The organism is Candidatus Zixiibacteriota bacterium (assembly GCA_040752595.1).
Taxonomy (GTDB): domain Bacteria; phylum Zixibacteria; class MSB-5A5; order WJJR01; family WJJR01; genus JACQFV01.
The window spans coordinates 1-21,514 of record JBFMGX010000041.1 but is presented as its reverse complement, the minus strand read 5'-3'; the positions used below and the strand labels follow the sequence as shown (position 1 = coordinate 21,514).

The following is a 21,514-nucleotide window of genomic DNA, read 5'->3' as shown; positions in this document are numbered from 1 at the left end:
CGCCCTTCAACCCCTCCAGCACGATCCGGATCTTCTCCTCGGCGGTGAACTTCCGCCGTGTCTGACGCCGAATCTCCTTCACCACGGACTCCGGGCTGGCTCCCCGTTTGCCGCTCATTTACCGCTCTTTCGCCAAGACCAATCTACCAAACCACGTCTTAGCAAAGAGCCCTTACATGTCCGATTTTAGCTGAACCGATACACACGGCCTCTTTCGACTTTGAAGATGGTGGTATTGCCATCACAGAGAGCGAGTGGCTGTCGCATCCATGTGACTGCCTCTGTCTGTACGACATCGACCTCGAGATTACCGGCCTGCGGCCCGGGGTGTACACGATTTCTGTGCGGGAATCGTATCTGTGGCAGGGGGCGGAGCCACTTGAGTTCCGCATGGATCTCTTGGCCTCGCCTTCGGGTACGCATTGTGTGACCCGGGATCGGTATCCGTGGGGCCTGCCGTAGCAGCGGCGCGCGCTGGTGCCGCGTGCGGCGGCTGTCCACGGACAGAGTGTGTCGTGGCGTGCACTCCGAGCATGGTCCGGTCCTCCGACGGCGAAGATTGACGCTGCGCGTCGGGCTGCCACGATGGTCCGCGTCAGATGGAGACCTTTGCAGCAGCCAGGGAATTCGTTGATGATCCACGATACAAGCGTCACCGGGCACTGGTCCTGGCGGCTCTCGATCTGGATGACATCGACGTGCCTCTCCGCGGGCTGATCATTGGCTTCGCGAGACTGCCCTATTGCTACACGATCCAGAGTTGCTATGGGCACTTCGTTCACGCCGCCCAGCGCGCACCCCGTAACCTGCAGGTCCTTCCCGACTACGATCCCGGCCCGATCGAGTACAGGATGGCCTATCTGGCACTGTGTCTTGAGAACAGCAAGGCGGGCCGGAATCTCCGCCTGCTCTTGGAGCGGATCTGCGCGGCCGACACCGAAAGCATCCAGTTTGGTTCGTCGGAGTGGTTATGGAAGCGTCATCGAAACTCCTATGCCGTGCAGGTGGAGCCGGACAGGTTTAGAGACAGGGACGTGGCGATCCTCGGACACCAAGAGGCGCTCCATGTCCAACAGGTCCGGGACCGTTTCTTTGCGTCTCTGGCAGCGCTCGTCCGAGAGATGAAGGACGGGCTGGACACGACCTGACATCTTGCTGCACGGTTCTTGCCTGCCGTGAGGCACTGCGTCGCCGCCAGCGGTCAGTCCATGCCGGGACACCGTCCTTTTCGGAGTTGACACCAGCGCCTCGTGACATATCTTGTGATTTGAAGAACGCTTACCCGGGGAGGGCCACCATGAGTCGTCACCCTGCGGTTCTGGTCCTGGTTGCGGCCGTCGCTGTTGTACCGGCCTCGGCGGCGACGATTCGTGTGCCCGCCGACCAACCGACCATCCAGGCGGCGATCAATGCGACCGCCACGAATGACACTGTTCTCGTTTCGCCCGGAGTGTACACCGAGAACGTGGTCATCAACCAGCACGACTTGGTGCTGATCGGCGACACCGTTGCCTTCTCGGTCAGCCTGCACCCGGCCGGCTTCGGCATGTCTCCCGTGACGTTTGGCGGCTCCGTCACGCGCTCCTGCCAATTGGTCGGGTTCGTGATTGAAGGCGCACAGAACGTCCGGGGGATCGACTGCATCGGCGCCTCGCCAACCATCCGCAAGAACGAGATTCGCAACAACGCGAGTGGCGGGATCAGCTTCTCCTACGGCGGCTTGGGTCTCGTGGAAGAGAACTACATTCACAACAACACGGCGGGAACCGGAGGCGGCATTTCAATGTCCGCCGGCGCGGCGGACGTGATCAACAATGTGATCGATTCGAATCGGGCCGGAGGCTCCGGAGGCGGCATATTCTGCGAGGGCGAGGCAGCCCACCAGGTCGTCGGCAATGTCTTCCGTGGCAACTACAGCGGCGCTTCGGGGGGCGGCCTTGTCATGTTCACGGGTGGCGGTTCGGTTTATGTATCCGGCAATCTCTTTGCCTACGACACTGCCGACCACGGTGGCGGCCTCGCCACAGGACGCTACGGAACAACGGTCGTGAACAACACATTCGATCATTGTCGCTGTGGGATCTCATACGGTGGCGGCAATGCCATCTGGTGGGGTGGAACTGGCGGCTACTTGGGTGAAATCAAGAACAACATCTTCTCGAACACCTCGACCGGCTACCCTCTCGGCGGCGCGATCGGCGCGGATGTCGGCGTCGATGGCTATGTGGAAATCAGTTACAACGCGTTCTGGCAGAACTCCCCCGCCGACTATTACCGGCTCGCGCCCGGACCCAATTCCATCGAGGCGGATCCGTTGTACTGCGACACCATCATCGGCGACTACCATCTGGGGCCGGGATCACCCTGCGCCGCGGCGGGTGAAGCGGGAGTTGATATCGGCGCCTATGGTGTCGGCTGTTCCGCGTCCGGCGAACTGTGGGTCACGGCGATCAGCGTCGGCCAGCATGGGCTTCAACATGTGACGGAGGAGCACCCCCTGATCCGCTGGCACTATTACGATCCCGGAGGCCAGCCGCAGGCGGCGGTGGAAATCGAAGTGGGCACCGATCCGGACTGGACCGTGGCCGAGATGTGGCTGCCGGGCATCTTCGCCGGGTCGCTGGACACGACGACCTATGCCGGTTCACCCCTCGGCATCGGCCAGGTTTACTACATCCGCATCCGCGTGAGCAACGGGACGATCTGGAGCGATTGGGCCGTGCGCTCCTTTCGCACAAACTCACCGCCCTCGGCACCGTCGCTCAGTTCCCCTTCAGATGCCGGTGTTGTGACCACCGCTCCTGTTCTCATTGTCGATCCGGCCGTCGATCCAGACGGCGATCCATTGACATACGCTTTCGAAGTCTATACCGATGCGGCGCTGACGTCACTCGTCGCTTCGGTCTCGGGGACGTATGCCACTTGGACAGTGACACCGACTTTGATCGAGGAAAACGGCGACTACTTCTGGCGCGCCCGCGCGTCCGATGGGTACGGATATGGCCCCTGGAGTCCGAGCCGGTCATTCTGGCTGAACCGCTACAATGACCCTCCCCATCCGCCGGCGTTCGGAACGCCTTCCGGGGGCGTCGCGGTCCCCGACCTGAACCCTCAACTGGACTGGGAAGACGCCTTCGACCCCGATCCTGGCGATGTCGTCACCTACACGCTCACCATCGCTTCCGACAGCACATTCCTGTTCAAGACGCAGTATCGCGGACTGACCTATTCGGCGTTTCTGGTGCCGGTGCTGTCTTTCGGTCAACGGTATTGGTGGAAGGTCAAGGCCACCGACCGGGCTGGCCTCAGCGATTCCTCCGCCATCTGGTCGTTCCTTATTCCCTCCCCGGGGGACCTCGATGGGGATGGTTCTCTGACGGTCGTCGACGTCGTCTCACTCATCAACATCGTGTTTCGCGGCGCGCCGTTGCCGGAAGATCCCTACCTCAGTGATCTCACCGGCGACTGTATCGCGAACATCAGCGATGTGTCCCTCCTCATCGGTCATGTCTTTCGTGGGGGACCAGGTCCGTCGCAAACGTGCGACCAACAGCATTACGGGCATACGATCCATGTTCCGGAGGACTATGCCCAGATCGGCCTGGCGGTGCAGGCCGCGGCCCCCGGTGATGCCATTGTGGTCGCGCCCGGAATCTATCAAGAAAACGTCGTCGTCAATGGAAAGGACGTCGGCCTGATCGGCGACACCATCGGCCACTCGGTTGTTCTCCGCCCCACTGGTCCGGGGATCACGCCACTGACCTTGTCCGGGGGCGTGACCCGCGCCTGCCAGGTCGTGGGCTTTGTGATCGAGAACGCGCAGAACGCCGCCGCGATCAGTTGCGCCGCCGCGTCGCCGACCATCCGCAAGAACCACATCCGCGACAACACCTCGGCCGGGATTCTGTTGACAGGTGGATCACTGGCGCTGATTCTCGATAACTTCATCTACCGTAACCGGGCCGCCAGCGGCGCCGGGGTCTGCATGGACGGGGCCGCTGCCGATCTGATCGGCAACGTCATCGATTCCAATCGCGCCTCATTCTCGGGAGGGGGAGTGTACTGCTCTGGTGAGGGCCCGCACCAGATCACGGGCAACGTGTTTCGCAACAACTACAGTGCCGCCTCCGGCGGCGGCATCGTGTGCTATCCGAGCGGGGGCTCGGTGACGATATCCTCCAATCTGTTTGTCAACGATACGGCCGATCACGGCGGTGGAGTCGCCACCGGCCGTGCAGGCATGGCGATTGTCAACAACACATTCGATCGATGCATCGCCGGCCTGTCCTCAGGAGCCGGCAACGCCATCTGGTGCGGCGCCGGGATGACTGGTGAGATCACGAACAACGTCTTCTCAAATACACAGAGTCTCTATCCGGTCGGCGGCGCTGTCGGCGCGGAACCGGGGGTCAACTCCAGCGTCACGAGCAACTTCAACGCCCTCTGGAACAACACGCCCGGCGACTACTATCAACTGACACCGGGAGGCGACCTGGTCTTCGACGATCCTCTGTATTGTGACCCTACCAGCGGCGACTACCGTCTCACCCCTGGTTCCCCCTGCCTGGGTGCGGGTCAGGGAGGCAGCGACATCGGCGCCTTCGGCCTTGGATGCGCGGTCAGCCGCTAGTTCGCCGCCTGGTTGAAGACAGCGGCACGACCGATCTTCGATCATCCGGCAGGATGCCGCCCTCGTCCATAGATCCTCATCACTGGGATCCGCCTTGACGCTTGTTCGCTGCGTCGATATGATGCACAGCACCGGAGGGTCGTCCCATCCCGGTGGTTGACGTTGACGCAGAGCCCGCGACCAATGGTCTCCTCGACATCCCCCTTCGACAGCGAGGCTCCGAATGCGAGCCCCGTCAGAAGGGCCGGCCCGGTCAGGTTGCTTGTCGGCGCCCTGCTCACGCTGACCGTCTGCTTCTTCGTCGCCCGCGCGTTGTACACGCAGTGGGACGTCGTGCGGTCCTACCAATGGCGTCTCGGAGTGGGATGGCTGCTGCTGTCGGCGGTGTTGGCCTGGCTCGACATCGTCTTGCTCGTTGCCCTCTGGCGTTACATGATTGGCAGAGTATCCGGTCGTGCCATCCGTCTCGGGTCCGCGTATCGAATCTCCGTATTGGCCAACCTGGGCAAGTACATCCCCGGGAAACTCTGGTCCGTCATGGGGATGGTGTATTTGCTGAAGCACGAAGGCGTGCCGACGCCCGGGGCATTGGCCGCCACAGCGCTGCACCAGGCGTTCACGATCGTCCCCGGGGCGGTATTCGTGAGTGTGGTCCTCGGCGCCGGCGTTTGGGGTCATCTCCCTGTGGCAGCAGTCGTCATTGGACTGGCCGTGAGTGTCGTCATCCTCTACCCACCGTTCTTCTCGAAGCTCCTCAACTTTGGGCTGCGGCTCTTCCGTCGCCCGCCGATCACATTCCAGCTCTCCTTCGCCGCCGCGTTCGTCCTCTTCTGGGCATATATCCTGGCGTGGGTTCTCTATGGAACCTCGTTCTGGTGCATGACGCTGGGGCTGGGACTTCCTCCCGGACCCTTCTGGCCGGTGGTCGCCGCCTATGGGGCCGCATACTTGATCGGGTTTTTGGCTCTCTTTGCTCCCGGAGGCCTCGGCGTGCGCGAGGGCATCCTGGCTGTTGTTCTGGCACCATACCTCCCCCCGGGGTTGTCGGTGGCAGTGGCCGTCATGTCCCGCTTCTGGATGACAATCGTCGAGTTGACGGGCCTGATTCCCGTCGCGGGCGGATTCGGAAAGTCCCGGAGAACATCCTGAGGTGCAAAGACTACAGCCCGGCGGGGAGCTCGTCCGCCCGCGCATATCGTGAGAGCCCCTGGGAATGGAAATGCCCCATCGCACCAAGTTCGTGGACGGTCGAGCCGGGACTGGTCAGTGGGGGCGACGCCCTGCCAACCAAGGGGGCAGAAGAGCGGTGCGTCAACAGGTCAATCGAATGATGAACGTGGAGCCGACTTCGGGCTGGCTTTCGACGGTCACGGTCCCGCCATGACTCTGGATGATATTCGCACAGGTCATCAGTCCATGACCGTGGCCTTTGGCCTTCGTGGTCAGGCGGGACCGGAACAGATTCTGTGCCACTTCCGGTGTCATGCCTGCGCCATCATCCGCCACGCGCAGCTCAATGCCGTCATCAGCACGCATCGTGGTGACTCGGATTGTCCCGGAGCCCCTCCGCGTTTCCGCGATCGCATCCGCGGCGTTATTCAGAAGGTTCATCAGAACTTGCGTGATGAGGTCGGGATCGAGATCAACTGCGGGCAGATTCTGACCGAGGGATGTGTCGATCCGCAGGCCGCGAAAACGACTCTGGATCGCCGTGAAGGCCACGAGATCGGCGATGATCGTATTCAGACTGACTTTGCGTTTCTGGGGGGCCAGCGTGACAGAATCCATCAGCCCGGCAGCGAACCGCTGCATGTTCGCGACATTGCCGACGAGTTGCTCCACGAACCGGGTGGTCCGGACCGGATCGGATTCCCGGAGGGATAGCTGCGCGAGCTCCAGTCCTCCGGTGATCAGGCCAAGATAGTTGTTCAGCTCATGGGCGATCGTGGAGATCATCACGCCCTTCTCGGCGTGCTTTTCCAGTTCAAAGAGGCGATTCTCCTGGTCCCGGGCCGTTGTCACATCCTCCAACGTAACGACCAGTTCCGGCTTCATGGCCAAGCCGTGCGATATGGCGCTGCGTCGCAAGTTGAACGTTCGCTCAACGGGGCCGTTGCCCGCCACCAACCGCTGGATCGGAGATCCCTCCTCGTGGGCGAGCGGGCTCTTTAGCGCTGGACCCCAGGCAGGAAAAGTCGATTCCGAAAAGACTTCGTCGATGGACAATCCCAGCAGTTCGTCGTGACGTCGAGACTCGGCAGTCAACTCGTTGAGGATCTCCACACCCGCGGCGTTGATCCTCGACAACCGCTCGCCCTGCTCGAAGACGAACACCCCCTGGGGAACGGTATTCAATATCGCCAGATGGGAGGCACTCAGGTGCGTCACCTCGAGGAACAGAAGTGAGTTGGCGATCAACGGCGCCGTTGTCGTGATGAGCACGCCCAAAAGGGACTGTTCCGGCTCACTGAGCGCAGTTCCATTCACCTTCCCGGCCAGTCCGATGAAGCCCAATAGCCTGCCGTTACAATGAAGCGGAGCGATCAAACGGACGCCATGGTCTCGCAGCACCTCCGTGAGCGCCTCGAATCCGTCTTGGCATGGCGAATCGTCGACCGACACGACGTACGGAATCCCGTCCAGCCACCCCTCGCACATGGCTGTCCGGCCGGCCTCGGCCAAGGCCCTGCACTCTCGCAATCGCCCGGTACCGTAGTACAGATGCTCTGTTCCGGCGTCGGACGTCTCCCGCAAGACGAGGCAGGCGCTGCCGATCGAGAACTGCCCGGCGATGGTCAGAAGCAGGAACTGCGTCAACCGTTCGAAGTCCGGTCGGGAAGCGAATTCCTCCGTCAGCCGCGACAGCGATTCCAGCGCGAAGAGGCGCTTCTCGATCTCCCGCCACTCGGGATAGACGGCAGTGGATGACGACGATACGGTCCGCACCTCGTGCCCCTGGCTCAACTGTCCCGCAGGATCTCCGCCGCCTGGAGATCGGCGGCGATCGTCAGGTAGTCCGACAGATCAAGCACGTCCAACACATGCCGTATTCCGGGTGACAGATGGCAGAGGATGATGTCTCCCTGCATTTCCCGTGCCACCTCCACCGTGCCGATGATGGCACCAACGCCGGCCGACGACAAGAATTGCAGGCCGTCCAGATTCAGGATGACGAACCGAAAGCCCTTCGTCTGTGCTTCCGTGATGACCGAAAGCAGCTCCGGCGCGTTCGTGTTGTCCAATGCGTTCCCCACGGATACCAAGAGGGTGTCGTCACGCAGGACGCGTTGGTTCAATGGTGATTCGCTCATCGGCTGATCCTCTTCTCAATTTCGAGCACGTTGCGGCCATCACCCGTTCGGGTGTACGAGAGATGGTCGGATAGACGGCGCAGCATGAGAATACCCAGCCCTCCGGTCCGCCGCTGACTGGCGGCCGACACAACGTCGGGGACCGTCGGGTATTCGGTCGGGTTGAATGGACGCCCAAAGTCGACAAAGCGCAGCCGCAGGCGATCGTAGGTGGCCTCGCACGAGACGGTGATGCGGCTGCCGCGATCCAGGCCGGCGTGTCTGACGATGTTGAACCCCGCCTCATAGAACAGAGTCTGGAGCTCAGACATCAGTGTTTCGGGAACAGACAACTGCTGCAGGAAGACGTTGAAATGCGCCACGGCACTGTTGAAACCGAGAATGCTCGCCGTGAACACGTGGCTGAAGGAGTGATCGCATGGCGCTGCGGCCGGTCCTGTGGACGCCAGTGCCGTTTGCTCGCCGGTATCGCTGTCGAAGAAGTCGCCGAGATCAAGGACCTGCAGCACGCGGACGAGCCCCGGGCGGGGTGATTCCAGTCGCATGGGAATCCCCGCCAGCTCACAGCTTCGACGTGCCCGCCACAGCAAACTGATGTGGTCGGATGTCACGCGGTCAAGCCCCGCGCATTCCAGGATCACGACGTCAGGATGCTCCGCCAGCACCTTGAACAGCCGGTGATCAAAGGCCGCCATCGCGTCAGCGGTCAGGTCGGCCGGTGCGACGAGTCTCTCGCTCACTTCGGAACTGACTGGCATGCCAACTCCCGTTCTGGATCGGCCGGCGGGGTCGATGGGCGACCGCCAATCCACTTCACAGCCACGAGCGTGATGTCATCGTACTGCGGCGCCGACTTCACGAAATCTCCGTGGATCTTCAGCGTGTGGTCGACCAGGCCGTCGGCGGTCAGGCCCCGGCAGGAACCGATGGTCTCCAGGAGTCGGTCGATGCCAAACTCGTTCTTGTCCCCGTCCTGCCCTTCATTCAGGCCATCCGTGTATTGGACCAGCCACATGTCCTGGGACAGTGCGATGCGCCGACTCTCGATCCGGGCATCGAACTGATCCGGAGGCAGCATGCCCAACGGAAAGCCCCTGGTCTTGACGAGCTCGACTGTGTCGCCGTCCACGGGGAGCACAATCAGAGGATTGTGGCCCGCCGAGGCGAATTCGAAATCCCCGGATTCGGTGTCGAGCACCCCTAAGAACATCGTCACAAACATCCCCTTCTTGAGATCAGGGTGCAGCTTGCGATTCACGGCAGACAGAAGAGCGGCGGGTGGCATTCCCGGACGGGCGAGACTCCGGATGATGTCGCGCGTCATCAGCATGACCAGCATGCCGGGAAGCGACTTGCCTGACACGTCGGCAACGACCAAGCCGAGGTGGGTGTCATCCAATTCCAGGAAGTCGTAGTAGTCACCACCGACGACTTTCGCGCTCCGGTAGCTCACGGCCATCTGGAAGCGATCCGATTCGGGCACGCAGTGCGGCAGGATGCTCTCCTGGATTTCATGGGCAATCTCCAGCTCCCGATCGAGTCTCTCCTTCTCCTTCAGGTCCTGTTGCGCCCGGTTCAACTTCCCACCCATGACACGCACAGTCTCAGCCAAGTAGCCGAATTCGTTGCGTGTCGGAATCATGACGTCAAAGCGGATGTTGTTCAAATCCACACGCCGTAGCGCGTCTGTGATCAGCCCGACCGCCCGCAGCTTGCGATGCACGACCAGCAGCGTCACCGGGATGCCGAGCATGAGCATCGCCAGCGTGATCGAGGCGACCGTGACGATGGAGGCACGCCGGGCCGCCTGGATTTGGCGCGATGACGCCGCCAAGGCCAGGCGGCCGATGCGGATTCCCTGCTCGACGATCGGGATGGTGACGCTCAGCGTGTCGGCGGCGCGCTCGAGTGTTTCGTTGTCGCGCAGCACCTCCGCGAAAGCGCGGTCATGCCCGGCCCGCAGCGAGGCGTTCTGGGTCAACTGTTTGATGTCGGTGTGGGCCAGGAAGTGATCGTCCGCGCCGGCGATTCCGACCCAATACACATCCTTGTTGTCCGCGGCGAGCTTCTTGCAGACGTTACTGAGCATCAACAAGTCGGGACCGTTGGCGGAGAGAATCAGCTTGCCGGCGGTGGTGGAATAGGAGCGCGCCTGCACGAGCAATTTCTCTGTCACCCCGCGGGTCACCGTCGTCACGTACTTGCGCGTTACGACATACCCTGTGACCAGCATCAGAATGACGATGACGGCGGATACGTAGAGAGAGAACTCCCAACGGATGCTCCGCCGGTAGCGAGAGGCATCGGGCCAGTCCGCGGGTAGGGAGCGCGTGTCAATGCTGGTCATAGGACAGCTCTTTCACACGAAGGATCTCTGATTCTGTACGTTCGATGTAGGCCTTGATCTCGCGATCGTCCGGATTCAGGGCTTCCGCCTTCCGCCAGACGGCGATGGCTTGATTGAGTTGGTTCTGACCGTAGAGCTCGATGCCGACGAGCCGGTACGCCTGCACCAGGTAGGCGCGTACCGACTTGTAGTCGGGGACAATCCGCTCAACCTCTTCCCAGTTCGTCACGGCGTCGCGCAGCCGTCCCTCGCGGAACGCCTCCTGCGCCGTCTCGCAGAGATCATCCGCCTTCTTCTGCTCTTCCCGGGATGCGTCTCGAGACGGTGCGACCTCGGCCTTGGGTAGTGGGGAGGTGGCCAGGCGCCGCTCCGCATCCAGCCGACTTCGCAATTCCTGGCACCACTGATGCTGAGGAAATAACGCGACGGCCGAGTCCAGCGCCCGGCGGGTGGATGCGATGTCCCCGTCCGTGAACGCCGTCGTGGCCTTCTGCCGCCAGGTCTCGAAACGGACCCTCTTCCAGGCGAGGAGTACATGATCGTCATTGGGCGCGTACTCCTTCAAGGAGCTGGCGGCCACATTGGCCTCATTGAGTCGACCGTAGCTCAACAGCGAGTCCACGACTCTGAGCTGTCGGTTCAGCAATTCCTCCCGCGAGGCCAGATCGGCGATGGCGGCCGTCGTCTGCTCCAGGAGTTGCTGTGCCTCCGGTGACGTTGGGTATTCCTGCACCGCCAGACTCGCGAAGTACTTCGCGGCCAGCCAATCGCCTGCCTGAGACTTGGCCTGCGCCGAGTCGCGATAGCGGGAGAACGTCTCGGCCCTGACCGCTGCCTCATACTGCGCTCGCGCGTCCGCCAGCAGGCCGACAGCCCTGGTGGTGTCAAGTCCGCTGCTCTTCGTAATGAATAGCGCGCGTTCATAGTGATAGATCGCGTCCGCCAGCTCTCCGTCACCGCGCAAGGAGTCGGCCTGTGCCAGCAGGCGGTCCACGGTCAGACCATTCTTGGACTGTAGTCTCTGTTGAAAGAGAGAGGAGAACTCCGCTTCGCGCCGCTCGGCCCGCCGTGCCCGCTTGTCGCTGGTCGATGATCCGAGGGAGACGGACAGCGTGAACATGTGGACCAAACCCATGTCCCGATCCACGAGCGCATAGTCCAGCCAGGCGCTCTTGTATGCGAACCCCGCGCCCAAGGAGAAGTGTCCATCGCGGTAACCGGCCCTGGCCGCCACCGATTCACGCCATCTGAGCTCCGATCCGGCCGCCACCGACCAGTCACGACGGTCGCTCTTTCTCAACGCCGCGGAAACGGTGGCTACGTCCGTGCCCCGGTGCCCTTGGCCCAACCCAATGGTCATCCCGCCGTCGAATTGGCGCGGGAACTGGAGCGGGCCGGACGTCAGGCCCGATCGGGGTTGAATCAGATTCGTCCCCGACGACGTGATCGTCACGGCGCTCACACCGGGGATACGGATTGGGACGCGACGGCTGAGCGACAGGTTCACGCCCGGTGAGGTGGTCGCGTTGTAATCGCCGATGGTATGATGCTGGAGGGTCACGGCCAGGCCCACGTTGTTTCCGGAAATGATCCGCCCATAAGCCAGATAGAGATCGAGATAGTCATCCGACGTCTCCCCGAGCAGGAGGTTGCCGGCATCACGGGTCTCGATTCCGTCGACACCGAGGGAGAACACGCCGAAACCAAACGTGCCGAAGTCGAGCGTCGGAACGGCCACGCCCAGGTACTGGTAGGCGACCCCGGTTTCGTACAGTTGACTGAGGGAGAAGCCGATCGCGAGGCGCTCCGCCATGGCCAGCCGTGAAGCGTTCCAGTATGGCGCGGCCGTGAAGTCACCGACACCCACAGCGGCCCCGCCCATGGCCAGATCCCGCGCCCCGACCCCGAAGCTCACGGGAGGTTGTGTTCCCCCCTCCTCCGACGCCGACGCACCGGCGGCGTAGGCCAGAAGTAGAATGGCCGGCAGCCATCGACGGTTCATCGTACGACCGCCACCTTTCGTTTGAAATGCGCGCTCTCACCCGACGTGTACTTCACCGTAATGCGACAGTAGTACGCACCTGGGAGTACCATCTGCCCGGATCCATTCAATCCATCCCAGACTTCTGTCTGATGTGATCCCGCGTCGCGTGACGCCCGCTGAAGAATGGTCCTGACTTCTTCCCCGGTGATCGTGAAGATCGTCAGATCGACGTCCGCTCGTTCCTTCAGGACATAGCCGATCGTGGTGATCTCTCCATGGGCGGGATTGAACGGGTTCGGGAAGTTCGTGAACGACTCCTTCAACCCGGGAGAGGTCACGGACAACTCACCCAGAACGCACGGATATCCCCCGGTTCCGAGTATTGGTGCGATCGGGGTGCCCAGTTGCTCGTCGGCAAGCCCAATCCATAAGGAATCCTGCACTTGGAACAGGTAGTTGCCCAACGGTACTGAAGCGCGCACTGTTGCGATGATGCTCACATCGAGGTTGTCCCCGTGCCGGATCACGACTCCCGGTTCGAATCCGAAACTGAGTTCTCCGCTCGAGAGCTCCACGGCGGCGGATCTGTCTTGCCCCACCGTAAGCACGGCCGAATCGAGAATTACGCCCGCGTCAACGGCGGTCAGACTTTCCGGCAGACGTCGGTAGAGGCGTCCCCGCAACGACGTCAGTTCGAGGTTCCCCTGCAACGCCGGCGGCGAGTACTGCAATCGGCCGCGCAGGAGCGATACACCGGCCTGGCCAGGGGCTGTGACCTGTCCACGGGTTTCGTCCACGTACAACCGTGGCGATCCGGCCGGGAAGAAGATTCGCGTCAGTGGACTGACAAACGGCAGTGAGCCGGGGCAGCCTTCACCTGTGGTCGGACGGAGGTATGAGGCCGTGTCGGCTGCATCGACCACGTCGATGCCATTGTCGCCACTGAGGCTGACAAGGAAGTGGTCATAGGGAACATCGGCGTTTATGTCGGCGATGAGCTCGATTGTCGTGCTGTCCCCGGGGGAGAGCGACAGTCCCGGATCACCGATGCCGATCCGGATGGCACCCTGCGACAGCGTGAACTGAGGCAGGTAGACGATCGCGCCTTCGCCGATCCGATAGCCGATGCGATCGAAGAGGCGGTACGGATCGAGCACGCGCCACGTCGAGTCGAGCGCCAAGACCCGCGCGTTGCGCAGGAGAACCGGCGCATGATCCACTGGACTCGGATGGACGAGCGTCAGGTTCGCCAGCGGGACGGAATCCGCGCCGCCGGTCACCGCCGAGGGCAATCTCGACGACACGCAGATCACCGGCGGCTCCGCGCGGTGTTTCAACGCCAGGACTCCGGACCGGATCGGGAACATCGATTCCTGTCGGATGACCAGGGGGTCCGGTATGGCGGTGAGCAACGATCCCGAGCTGAGGTCACGGAACGTGAGGGCAGCGCTGTCGGCGATCAGGACTTCGAATTCACTACGACTGGCGTCCGGACGAACCGATATCCAGACGTCGATCGAGTCGGTCTGTCCGGCGCTGAACGTGATCGGCGCCTGCAACGCGACCTCGGCCGCATCGAGAATGGACGGAATGGACGTCAGTTCTCCGACGACTGTTCTCCGTGAGACCACGGAGACGCGATCGGCCACGTCACCGGGCGCGATCATCGCCCCGGCGGAATCGACAAACACACACTTGACGCGGCTCAACTGAATCTGCGAGCTGCCGACCAGGTCCGGATGCCGTGCCGTGACCCTGAGAACCGGCACGTCGCTCTGTCCGTAGTCCGCGATTTCCTTCTGCAACCCGAACCCCGACACGGCCGCGGTTGTCGCGGGTTGATAGATCCGACAGCCGGCCGTCTTCCAGGGAAATCCCGGCTCCGGGCGGTAGGATACCGGCAGAAGCGTGTTCTCATCGGCGGGAACAAGAGACTGCTCGTTCTGCAGCTCCAATGAGAACGACTGGGCTCTTGCACTATCGCTGATATCTACCAGAAGAGTCACGAGCCGTGATTCCCCCGGAGCGACGATCACCGGTGCAGCAAACGCGAGAAGCACCGACGATTCCTGCGGCACTTGGTCTATAACGGCGATGTCCGTATACCCCGAGGATAAGACCAGACGGGTTGCGATGTCCGATGCGGCCATGGGGTGGCCGGTCGCGTCTTCCACGTGGATCCGGATGCTGTCGAGTCGCAGTGACGATACGAGTGCCGACGTATCACTATCAGAAATCAGAATGCTCAAGGGATAAACGTGTTCCTGTCCTCGAATCGCGGCGGTCGGCATGGTATTAACAAACCGGATCCCCACTGACGATGGCACGGTCTTGACCGTGACCGGGTTTGTCTCAACGATGGCGGAGGAATCGGTCAGATCGCGTGCCGCGGCCCGGAGGCGCCAAGCGGGATGTCCCGGGTGGCGCGCCGTGTAGTAAAGATGAAATCGCGTCGTCTCCCCGGCGGCCAAGGCGCGGGGAGCAACGTCGCTGCTGTCCAGCGACACCGCAGAACTGTCCAGAATGCCGACCACTTGCGGAGTGACATCGTAGAGCACCGATGAGAGGGTGTTGCTGATATCGATGTTCAGACACACTCCCTGACCGACCGAGTATGTCGTCCGCGCCATCGACGGTGAGACGCTGAGGGCGCCTCCTGTGATCGTTCCCGTTCTCACGCCGGCAAGCGCCAGATCGTTCGGGCCGTCATTGGCCGACGCATAGGTGCAGCCGTTGACGGGAATGGTCAGACGGAGCGTGCGACCTTGGGTCGCGGTGTCGGGAACGTCGGCGACGACAATAAGGACGGGTGGTGACGGGCCCACATCCAGTCCAGACAGATCGACGCGCCAGTCGTTGCCAACAGGGGAGAATCGGCCCAGAAGCGAATCTGCCGGCGTCATACTATGGCTGACGTCCCGATCGAGGTAGAGGCGAAGGTCACTGATGTCGCCCGGCCCGGCCGTGCCCAGGTTGCTGATGACCAGCGACGTCAGAGTGTCCGTACGATCGCCATTGGCGGCCGGACGGAACCCGAGCAGTGAGACGGACGAGTCGCCGGGCCGCATCGTCACCGGGATCAGGTCAATGAGTTCGTACTGCGCCGCCACCGAGCCATCGACCACACGGTAACTGCCGCCGTGGACAGGGATATCGCCGTTGACGCTGACTGCCTCGCGGAACTCGAAATCCGCCGTGCCGTTGATCGACAGCGCCAGACTGTCCGAATCGATCAGATTCAGCGGGACATCGGCGACGACGAAGAAGTAGTTCAGGGATTGCGGCGCGAGTACCTGTTCTGTCCCTGACAGCCGCATCTGCCCCGACGCGAAGTATCCGGTTCCGATGGGCGTGACTTCATTGAAGACACGATCGGCATTCCCGTCCGTGAAGAGAGACACCTGTCCCAGTTCTTGATCCGCAAACGCGAGCCCTGAGCGCGACCGCGAGATGTTGGTCAATGTAATCCCGCGCAGCATCTGGGACGTCCCCGCATAACCGTTGTAGAGGGCGAAACTGAAGAGGATGTTGCGCGCCGACCCCGGAGTGATCGGCATCGAGGTCGAAGGAATGGAGATCGCCGTCATGCGATTGGCCGGGAGCATGAGAAGCGTCGAGGGGCTTCGAACCGCATCGTCATCCGGCCCGTCGGTCCCCGATCCGTAGGTCACGCCGTCGACCTGGATGAGAAACTGCACCGTCCCGCCGCCAGTGACCGATGCCGAGACATCCGCGGTGATCAGGAATGGCGTCGTCGTATCCTGCAACGGGCATGACAGACTCGTGATGCTCCAGGCACCACTCTGATAGGCCAGCGCGCCCAGCGAGACATCCGATCCATCCTTGCCGGCTGTCCCTTTATCCTGCCACAACCGGACATCGGTGAAGACGGTCCGTGCCTCGATGGCGCCTTCACAGGCGACCCGAAGACCGCGCAGCACGTCTTCGCGATACCCATTGCGCGGCAGACGAAACCGGAACAGGACGCGATCCTGCTGGCCTTCCAGCAAGGTAACATCCGTCAATGTATCGACGATCACATTGGCGGCCGGGAAGGCATCGACCGTGAAATCGCCGCTATTCTTGAGCGGGAAGATGCCGTTGACGGAGAGCGACTGATGGAAGTAGAGTTCGTCGGCATCCGCGATGCCACAGTTGATGGTGTTGCCGTTCTTGCTGCTCCAGCGACTGACATCGACCGCGAGGGCCAGTGTGACCCTGCTGCCGTCTCCCGGAATCGACAGCGCGGGAGTCGTGAGCAACGTGGATCCGTCTTGCACCGTGCCTGACGCAATCACCGAATCGACGGGGCCCAGCGACGACGAATCGCCATCCCGGTCGAGCCAAAGCCAGACGGCATCGATCTGGCTGTCCAACAGCGACTGTGGCGCCGTACCGGGGTCCGCGGCATAGAGGGTCAGCCGGAGACTGTCCAGTGTCGCCGTGGATCCCGTGTGGTTGACGAGCGAGATGCTCAGGATCGACCCGCTGGTGGTGCCGGGGATCAGCGCCCGCGTGGGGAGAGGAATGTCGGCGACGGCCACGGCATGCTGGGCGACGATTGTCACGGTGGCGGCCGGCGGCACGGCCGCATCGATGGGGCCGTCATTACCGGAAGCCACTTCGATCCCATGAAGGGGGATGCCGAGAGAAATTGTCGCACCTTGTCGGGCCGCAGGTGAGAGTTCGACAGCGACTTGGAAACGGCGCGTCGGCCCGATGAGCGGCACATGCAGCCCGCTGATGCTCCACAGTCCGCCGGTGAACTCGAGAGGCCCGACCCTCTCCTCGGCGTACAGGATCACCGAGTCGATGTCCTGCGGCGTCGCCGTACCGAGGTTGGACAGTGTCAGGATTTCCAGCGTGTCGATCATGTATCCGTTTCGCGGCAGATCGATCGTGAGCACCACAGACGCGTAGGACTGTGGTGCGATGATATCGCTGGAAGGAGCAATGAGGTGAACTTGTCGGGCCACGAGGCCGTCGACGATGCCGTAGCCGATGGAGTTGATCGTCGCCGATCCCGCAACCGTGCTGCCATCGACCGTTCTGATGTCGGTCTGCGGACTGAGGAACAGGTCGAGTGAATCGCTGTCGCGCGGTGCGGACGCCACTGAAATGGCGGCGAAGAGCGACAGGTCGGAACCTGGGGCCACAGGAACGGATGACAGGGCGAAGCTGACGGCATCGGCCGAAAACGGCGTGGTTCCGATGATCTCATCGTCCGGGGTCAGAAGCTCATCGCGATCTGTATCCTCGTAGAGCGATATCGCGCTGATGTTTCCTCTGACCTGGCTGGCCGAGCCCTTTCCACGGCTGGCGTTGCGGACTGTGATCCCGGTGAGACCGCGTGGCGTGTCGAAGCGGTTTTCGATTGTGAAGGCCAGTATCGGCACCAGCGACTGTCCGGCCGACACGTATTCGTTGCCGAGCCGAATCGCGCTGACGGTCAACACGTCGACCACGATCATGTTCGACGTGTCCATGACTCCGTTGATGCTGCTGGTCGCCACGATGTAGCCGATTCCCGGCTTTGTCGCCACAAAGCGCCCATCGGCGTCGATGTGGCCGATGTCTCCCGCCACCGACCAGGTCAGTTCGCCCACGTCGACAGGTTCCCACTTGCGGTTGAACCCGGTCGCCGTGAAGACGCGCGCATCGCTGATCTTCAACGATGCGGTGTCCGGCTGGACGACGAGTCGATCCAAAGCGTTGGCGAGGACCAGCAGGATTCGACTCGTGTCGGCCAAGTCTCCGGTCTCGCTGCGAGCCCAGATCCGTCCGGACCCCGGCGTTGTCGCGACGAAGAGCCCACTGCCATCGATGGAGCCGACAGCGCCGAGGACTCCCCAATGCAGGGGGCCGATCGTGGTGACGTTGCCGTTGCGGTCGCTTCCCTCGGCGGCATAGCGTGCGGTGTCGCCCACCCACACGTCGAGCGAATCGGGGAGGACTCTCAAGGCGACGGTGCGGCCGGGCACGACCTGCAGCCACTGAGTCGTGTCGGCGAAGCCGAGACTGGAAGTGGCGATGACCTGCGCCTGCCCGGCGACCACGGCATCGAACAGACCTGTCGCGCTGATCGTTCCGAGCGGCGCCGTCAGTGACCAAGAGACACTCCCGGGGTCCGCCGGATTGCCGTTGATGTCGTAGGCAGCGACTGTGAATTGCAGCGTCGAATCGGCCGAGACGACGACTGAATCGGGAGAAACGACGATCTGGGCCGGCAGGTCGGCAACCACGCTCACGGACACAATCTCGGTGTCTGCCGATGCGCCGTCCGACGCCGTGAACAGAAGCTGGTGCTCGCCCAACTGGGCGGAACTCGGAGTGAAGGCAAAGATCCCCTGCCCATTATGGTGGTCGGTGAACGTCGCATTCGCCGGGAGGGCGATGATGCCAAGAGACGGCACCGTGCTGTCAGGGTCCGTGCCGAAGATGCTGAGCTCCAGACTCTCTCCCAGCAGAACGACCCGTGGACCGGTCACGTCGACGGCGGGACGCTGGTTTCCGGCTTCGATGACTGTGACGACAACCGACGCGGAATCGGCGAGCGAGCCGTCCGAGGCGATGAATACGACCACGTAGATACCGGCCTGAATGAATGACGGCGAGAACACGAACCGGCCCCGGCCGTCAGCGAGCGTTTCGAATGTGGCTTGAGGCGGCGCACCGACCAGTGACCAGATCGGCAGGGTTCCTTCAGGATCGGTCGCTGTCACCGTGAGCGTGAGCGTCTGCCCTTCCAGGACGGATGTGTCCTGGATCGGATCGATCACCGGGGAGAGGTTGATATCGGTCACGGTGATCTTTACGGTCTCGCTGTCTGCCAGCGCGCCATCGGTGGCAACGAACGTGACGAAGTACACCCCGACTTGCGATTCGTCGGGCTCGAATTGGAACGTCCCACTTCCGTTTCCTTGATCCAGGAACGTCGCATGCAGCGGCAGGGGAGCGGCTGAGAGGGTCGGCTTCGTGCTGTCGGAGTCGGTGGCCGTGACCGCGATCGTCAAGTTTTCGTTCTTGGCCACCGACTTGGCCCCGATGGAAGCGAGGACAGGGGGACGATTGACGTCTACGACCGTGATCGCGACCATCTCCGTGTCGGCCAAGAATCCATCCGAGGCGACGAATCGAACCGTGTAGACGCCTGCCTGTGTGTAGTCCGGATTGAACAGGAACGTGCCGGTGCCGTTCCCGGCGTCGGTGAATTGCGCGTTGGCGGGCGGGTTCCCGGCTCGGAGTTCCGGGTACGTCCCGTCCGGGTCAGACGCGGCGACGATGAAGTTGAGATTCTGACCCTCGGAGACCGATTTGGCTCCGATGGCGGCAAGCGACGGCGGACGATTCACATTGACGACAGTGATCGATACCAATTCGGTATCCGCCAACGACCCGTCGGAGGCGATCACACTGACACCGTACAACCCAGCTTGAGTGTAATCCGGATCAAACGTGAACCGGCCGGAGCCATTCCCACTATCTGTGAAGGCGGCATTCGTAGGGAGCCCCAGGCACGACAACGTAGGAACGTCGCCATTGAGATCCGTGGCGCTAACGTTAAACTGGAGATGCTGCCCTTCGTCGACGCTTTGTGCGCCGATCGGACTGAGAACGGGGGGCAGGTTCAACAACACGACATCGATCGTTGCGACCTGGCTGTCAGCCAATGCGCCATCCGAGGCGACGAAGAGCACCGAGTGGGTTCCCAGTTGGAGAAGATCCGGAGTGAACTGAAACGTCCCGGTCCCGTCGCCGTTGCTTTGGAAACTTGCGTTGGGCGGCACTCCCTCCGCTGCCAATGCGGGAATTGTGGAATCGGGATCGATGGCCACAACGTCGAACACCAGGGTCTGGCCGACGGCGATGGTCTTCGGGTCGATCGGCGCGATGACCGGGGGACGGCCTGCAATCGTCGTCGAGGCGCAGGCATGGTTGTTGGCGGTGTCGGGATCGGACTGGTTCAGCGCGGTGATGTTGGCGCAGTTCGTGATTGTTGACCCGACGGTATCGTCCAGTACCCGGCAGGTGATTGCCAGCGACGCCGTGCCGGACTGCGCCAGGTTTCCCAGTGTCCAGTTACCGCTTGCTGATACGTAGCCGCCGGAGCTGACAGAATGGGAGAGATACTCCAGACCACCCGGCAGAAGATCGGTCACTCTCACGCCCGTCGCTGGCTCGGGTCCGTGGTTCGTCACCAAGACCGTGCAGGCAATCGTGTCGCCTACGTATGTAAGGGGCACGCTGAGCGACGTCGTCAGTTCCAGATCGGCCCCCGGCCTGTCTTTGAAGGCGACCCAGTAGATCGTCTCGTCTTTCTCGTTGACTGCCTTGTGCGTGCCGACTTGGAAACCATCCGGCCTGAAGGACTCGATGCCTCTCTCAAGACCGGCCTGAGCATCGAGGAACAGACTGCTGTCGCTTGTGAAGGATGCCAGCCGAAAGACGCCACTCTCGCCGTTCGCGTTCTTGATGATCACGGCGTCGGGTTGGAATCCCACACCGCCCACGTTGCGATTCTGTGTTTCGTTCCCGATGTAGCTGGCGCCGCCGGCGGCGCCGTAGACAGAGTTCCAGGCGATGTAGTGGTAGACGACAACCTGCTTGTTGACGGTATTGTCGTCACCGATCTGGAATCCATCCGGTTGGAAATCCTGGATTCTGTTACCCTTTTGGGAACCTTGGAGCTCGAGGCTCTCGTCGGGAGGTTCGTCCGCGAAGCGTTGCATCACCTGTTCGTCGGCCTCCGCAAATACGATCACGTACGCCGGGTGGAATCCAATCCCCGTGATGCTTCGGTCGTCCTGTTGATCGCCGATGTAGGAGCCGATCGCCATCTCGCCGGGTGAAGACTTGAAAGCGATCCAGTAGTACGCGGTGCCGCTCGCGTTCGTCGTGGGATCAGAACCGACGGTGAAACCAGCCGCGTCGAGCGACGTGATGGCCTGTGCGATGAACGCATTGGCGGTCCCGAGTTCCTTGGTCGCATCACCGGTCATCGTCGCCGTGCGAATGACGGCGGGATCGGTGCCGTCCCCTTTGATCAGCACGGCATCAGGCGCAAAGCCGACCCCGGCAATGGACTGGTTTGTCCCGTTTCCGGTGTACAGACCAGTGGGCCTGTTGAAAAACCCTTGCCGTCTGGGGGCGGATGTTGTTGTTGGGTTCATGCAGACGAAGCGTGAGAAACTGGGCTATGAGATGATGCTGTTGCCGTCGCTGGAGGAGTTTGTGCCGGCGAA

9 protein-coding genes are annotated in these 21,514 nt (G+C 62.1%); 3 read left to right on the top strand and 6 right to left on the bottom strand.

The window, feature by feature from the left end; genetic code table 11:
• Nucleotides 1–599 precede the first annotated feature (599 nt).
• From AB1792_09980 to AB1792_09970, 3 genes are all read left to right on the top strand, one after another.
• Nucleotides 600–1,148 carry a hypothetical protein gene (locus AB1792_09980; protein ID MEW5702544.1) on the top strand — a complete coding sequence of 183 codons (549 nt, stop codon included), beginning with the start codon at nt 600–602 and terminating at the stop codon, nt 1,146–1,148.
• Between the two features lie 149 nt (nt 1,149–1,297).
• On the top strand, nt 1,298–4,630 hold the full coding sequence (locus tag AB1792_09975; GenBank protein ID MEW5702543.1) for a right-handed parallel beta-helix repeat-containing protein: 3,333 nt from the start codon (nt 1,298–1,300) through the stop codon (nt 4,628–4,630).
• Between the two features lie 258 nt (nt 4,631–4,888).
• Nucleotides 4,889–5,779, top strand: a complete 891-nt coding sequence (locus AB1792_09970) for a lysylphosphatidylglycerol synthase domain-containing protein (GenBank protein MEW5702542.1) — start codon at nt 4,889–4,891, stop codon at nt 5,777–5,779.
• A 162-nt stretch (nt 5,780–5,941) separates the two neighbouring features.
• Here AB1792_09970 and AB1792_09965 read toward each other — a convergent pair whose 3' ends face one another.
• Genes AB1792_09965 through AB1792_09940 form a run of 6 tightly spaced genes read right to left on the bottom strand, consistent with a single transcriptional unit; the run spans nt 5,942 to nt 21,322 of the window.
• Nucleotides 5,942–7,594, bottom strand: a complete 1,653-nt coding sequence (locus tag AB1792_09965) for an ATP-binding protein (GenBank protein MEW5702541.1) — start codon at nt 7,592–7,594, stop codon at nt 5,942–5,944.
• On the bottom strand, nt 7,591–7,941 hold the full coding sequence (locus AB1792_09960; GenBank protein MEW5702540.1) for an STAS domain-containing protein: 351 nt from the start codon (nt 7,939–7,941) through the stop codon (nt 7,591–7,593). Before AB1792_09960 ends, AB1792_09965 begins: the two co-directional genes overlap by 4 nt.
• Nucleotides 7,938–8,699, bottom strand: a complete 762-nt coding sequence (locus AB1792_09955; GenBank protein ID MEW5702539.1) for an ATP-binding protein — start codon at nt 8,697–8,699, stop codon at nt 7,938–7,940. The genes AB1792_09960 and AB1792_09955 overlap by 4 nt, the downstream gene beginning before the upstream one ends.
• The gene (locus AB1792_09950; protein ID MEW5702538.1) at nt 8,678–10,288 is read right to left on the bottom strand and encodes a SpoIIE family protein phosphatase; all 1,611 of its coding nucleotides are present in this window, start codon (nt 10,286–10,288) and stop codon (nt 8,678–8,680) included. Before AB1792_09950 ends, AB1792_09955 begins: the two co-directional genes overlap by 22 nt.
• Nucleotides 10,275–12,290: a hypothetical protein gene (locus AB1792_09945; GenBank protein ID MEW5702537.1), complete on the bottom strand. Its 2,016-nt coding sequence runs from the start codon at nt 12,288–12,290 to the stop codon at nt 10,275–10,277. The genes AB1792_09950 and AB1792_09945 overlap by 14 nt, the downstream gene beginning before the upstream one ends.
• Entirely contained in the window at nt 12,287–21,322 is a 9,036-nt protein-coding gene (locus tag AB1792_09940) for an Ig-like domain-containing protein (GenBank protein MEW5702536.1), read from the bottom strand. The genes AB1792_09945 and AB1792_09940 overlap by 4 nt, the downstream gene beginning before the upstream one ends.
• Between the last annotated feature and the right edge of the window lie 192 nt (nt 21,323–21,514).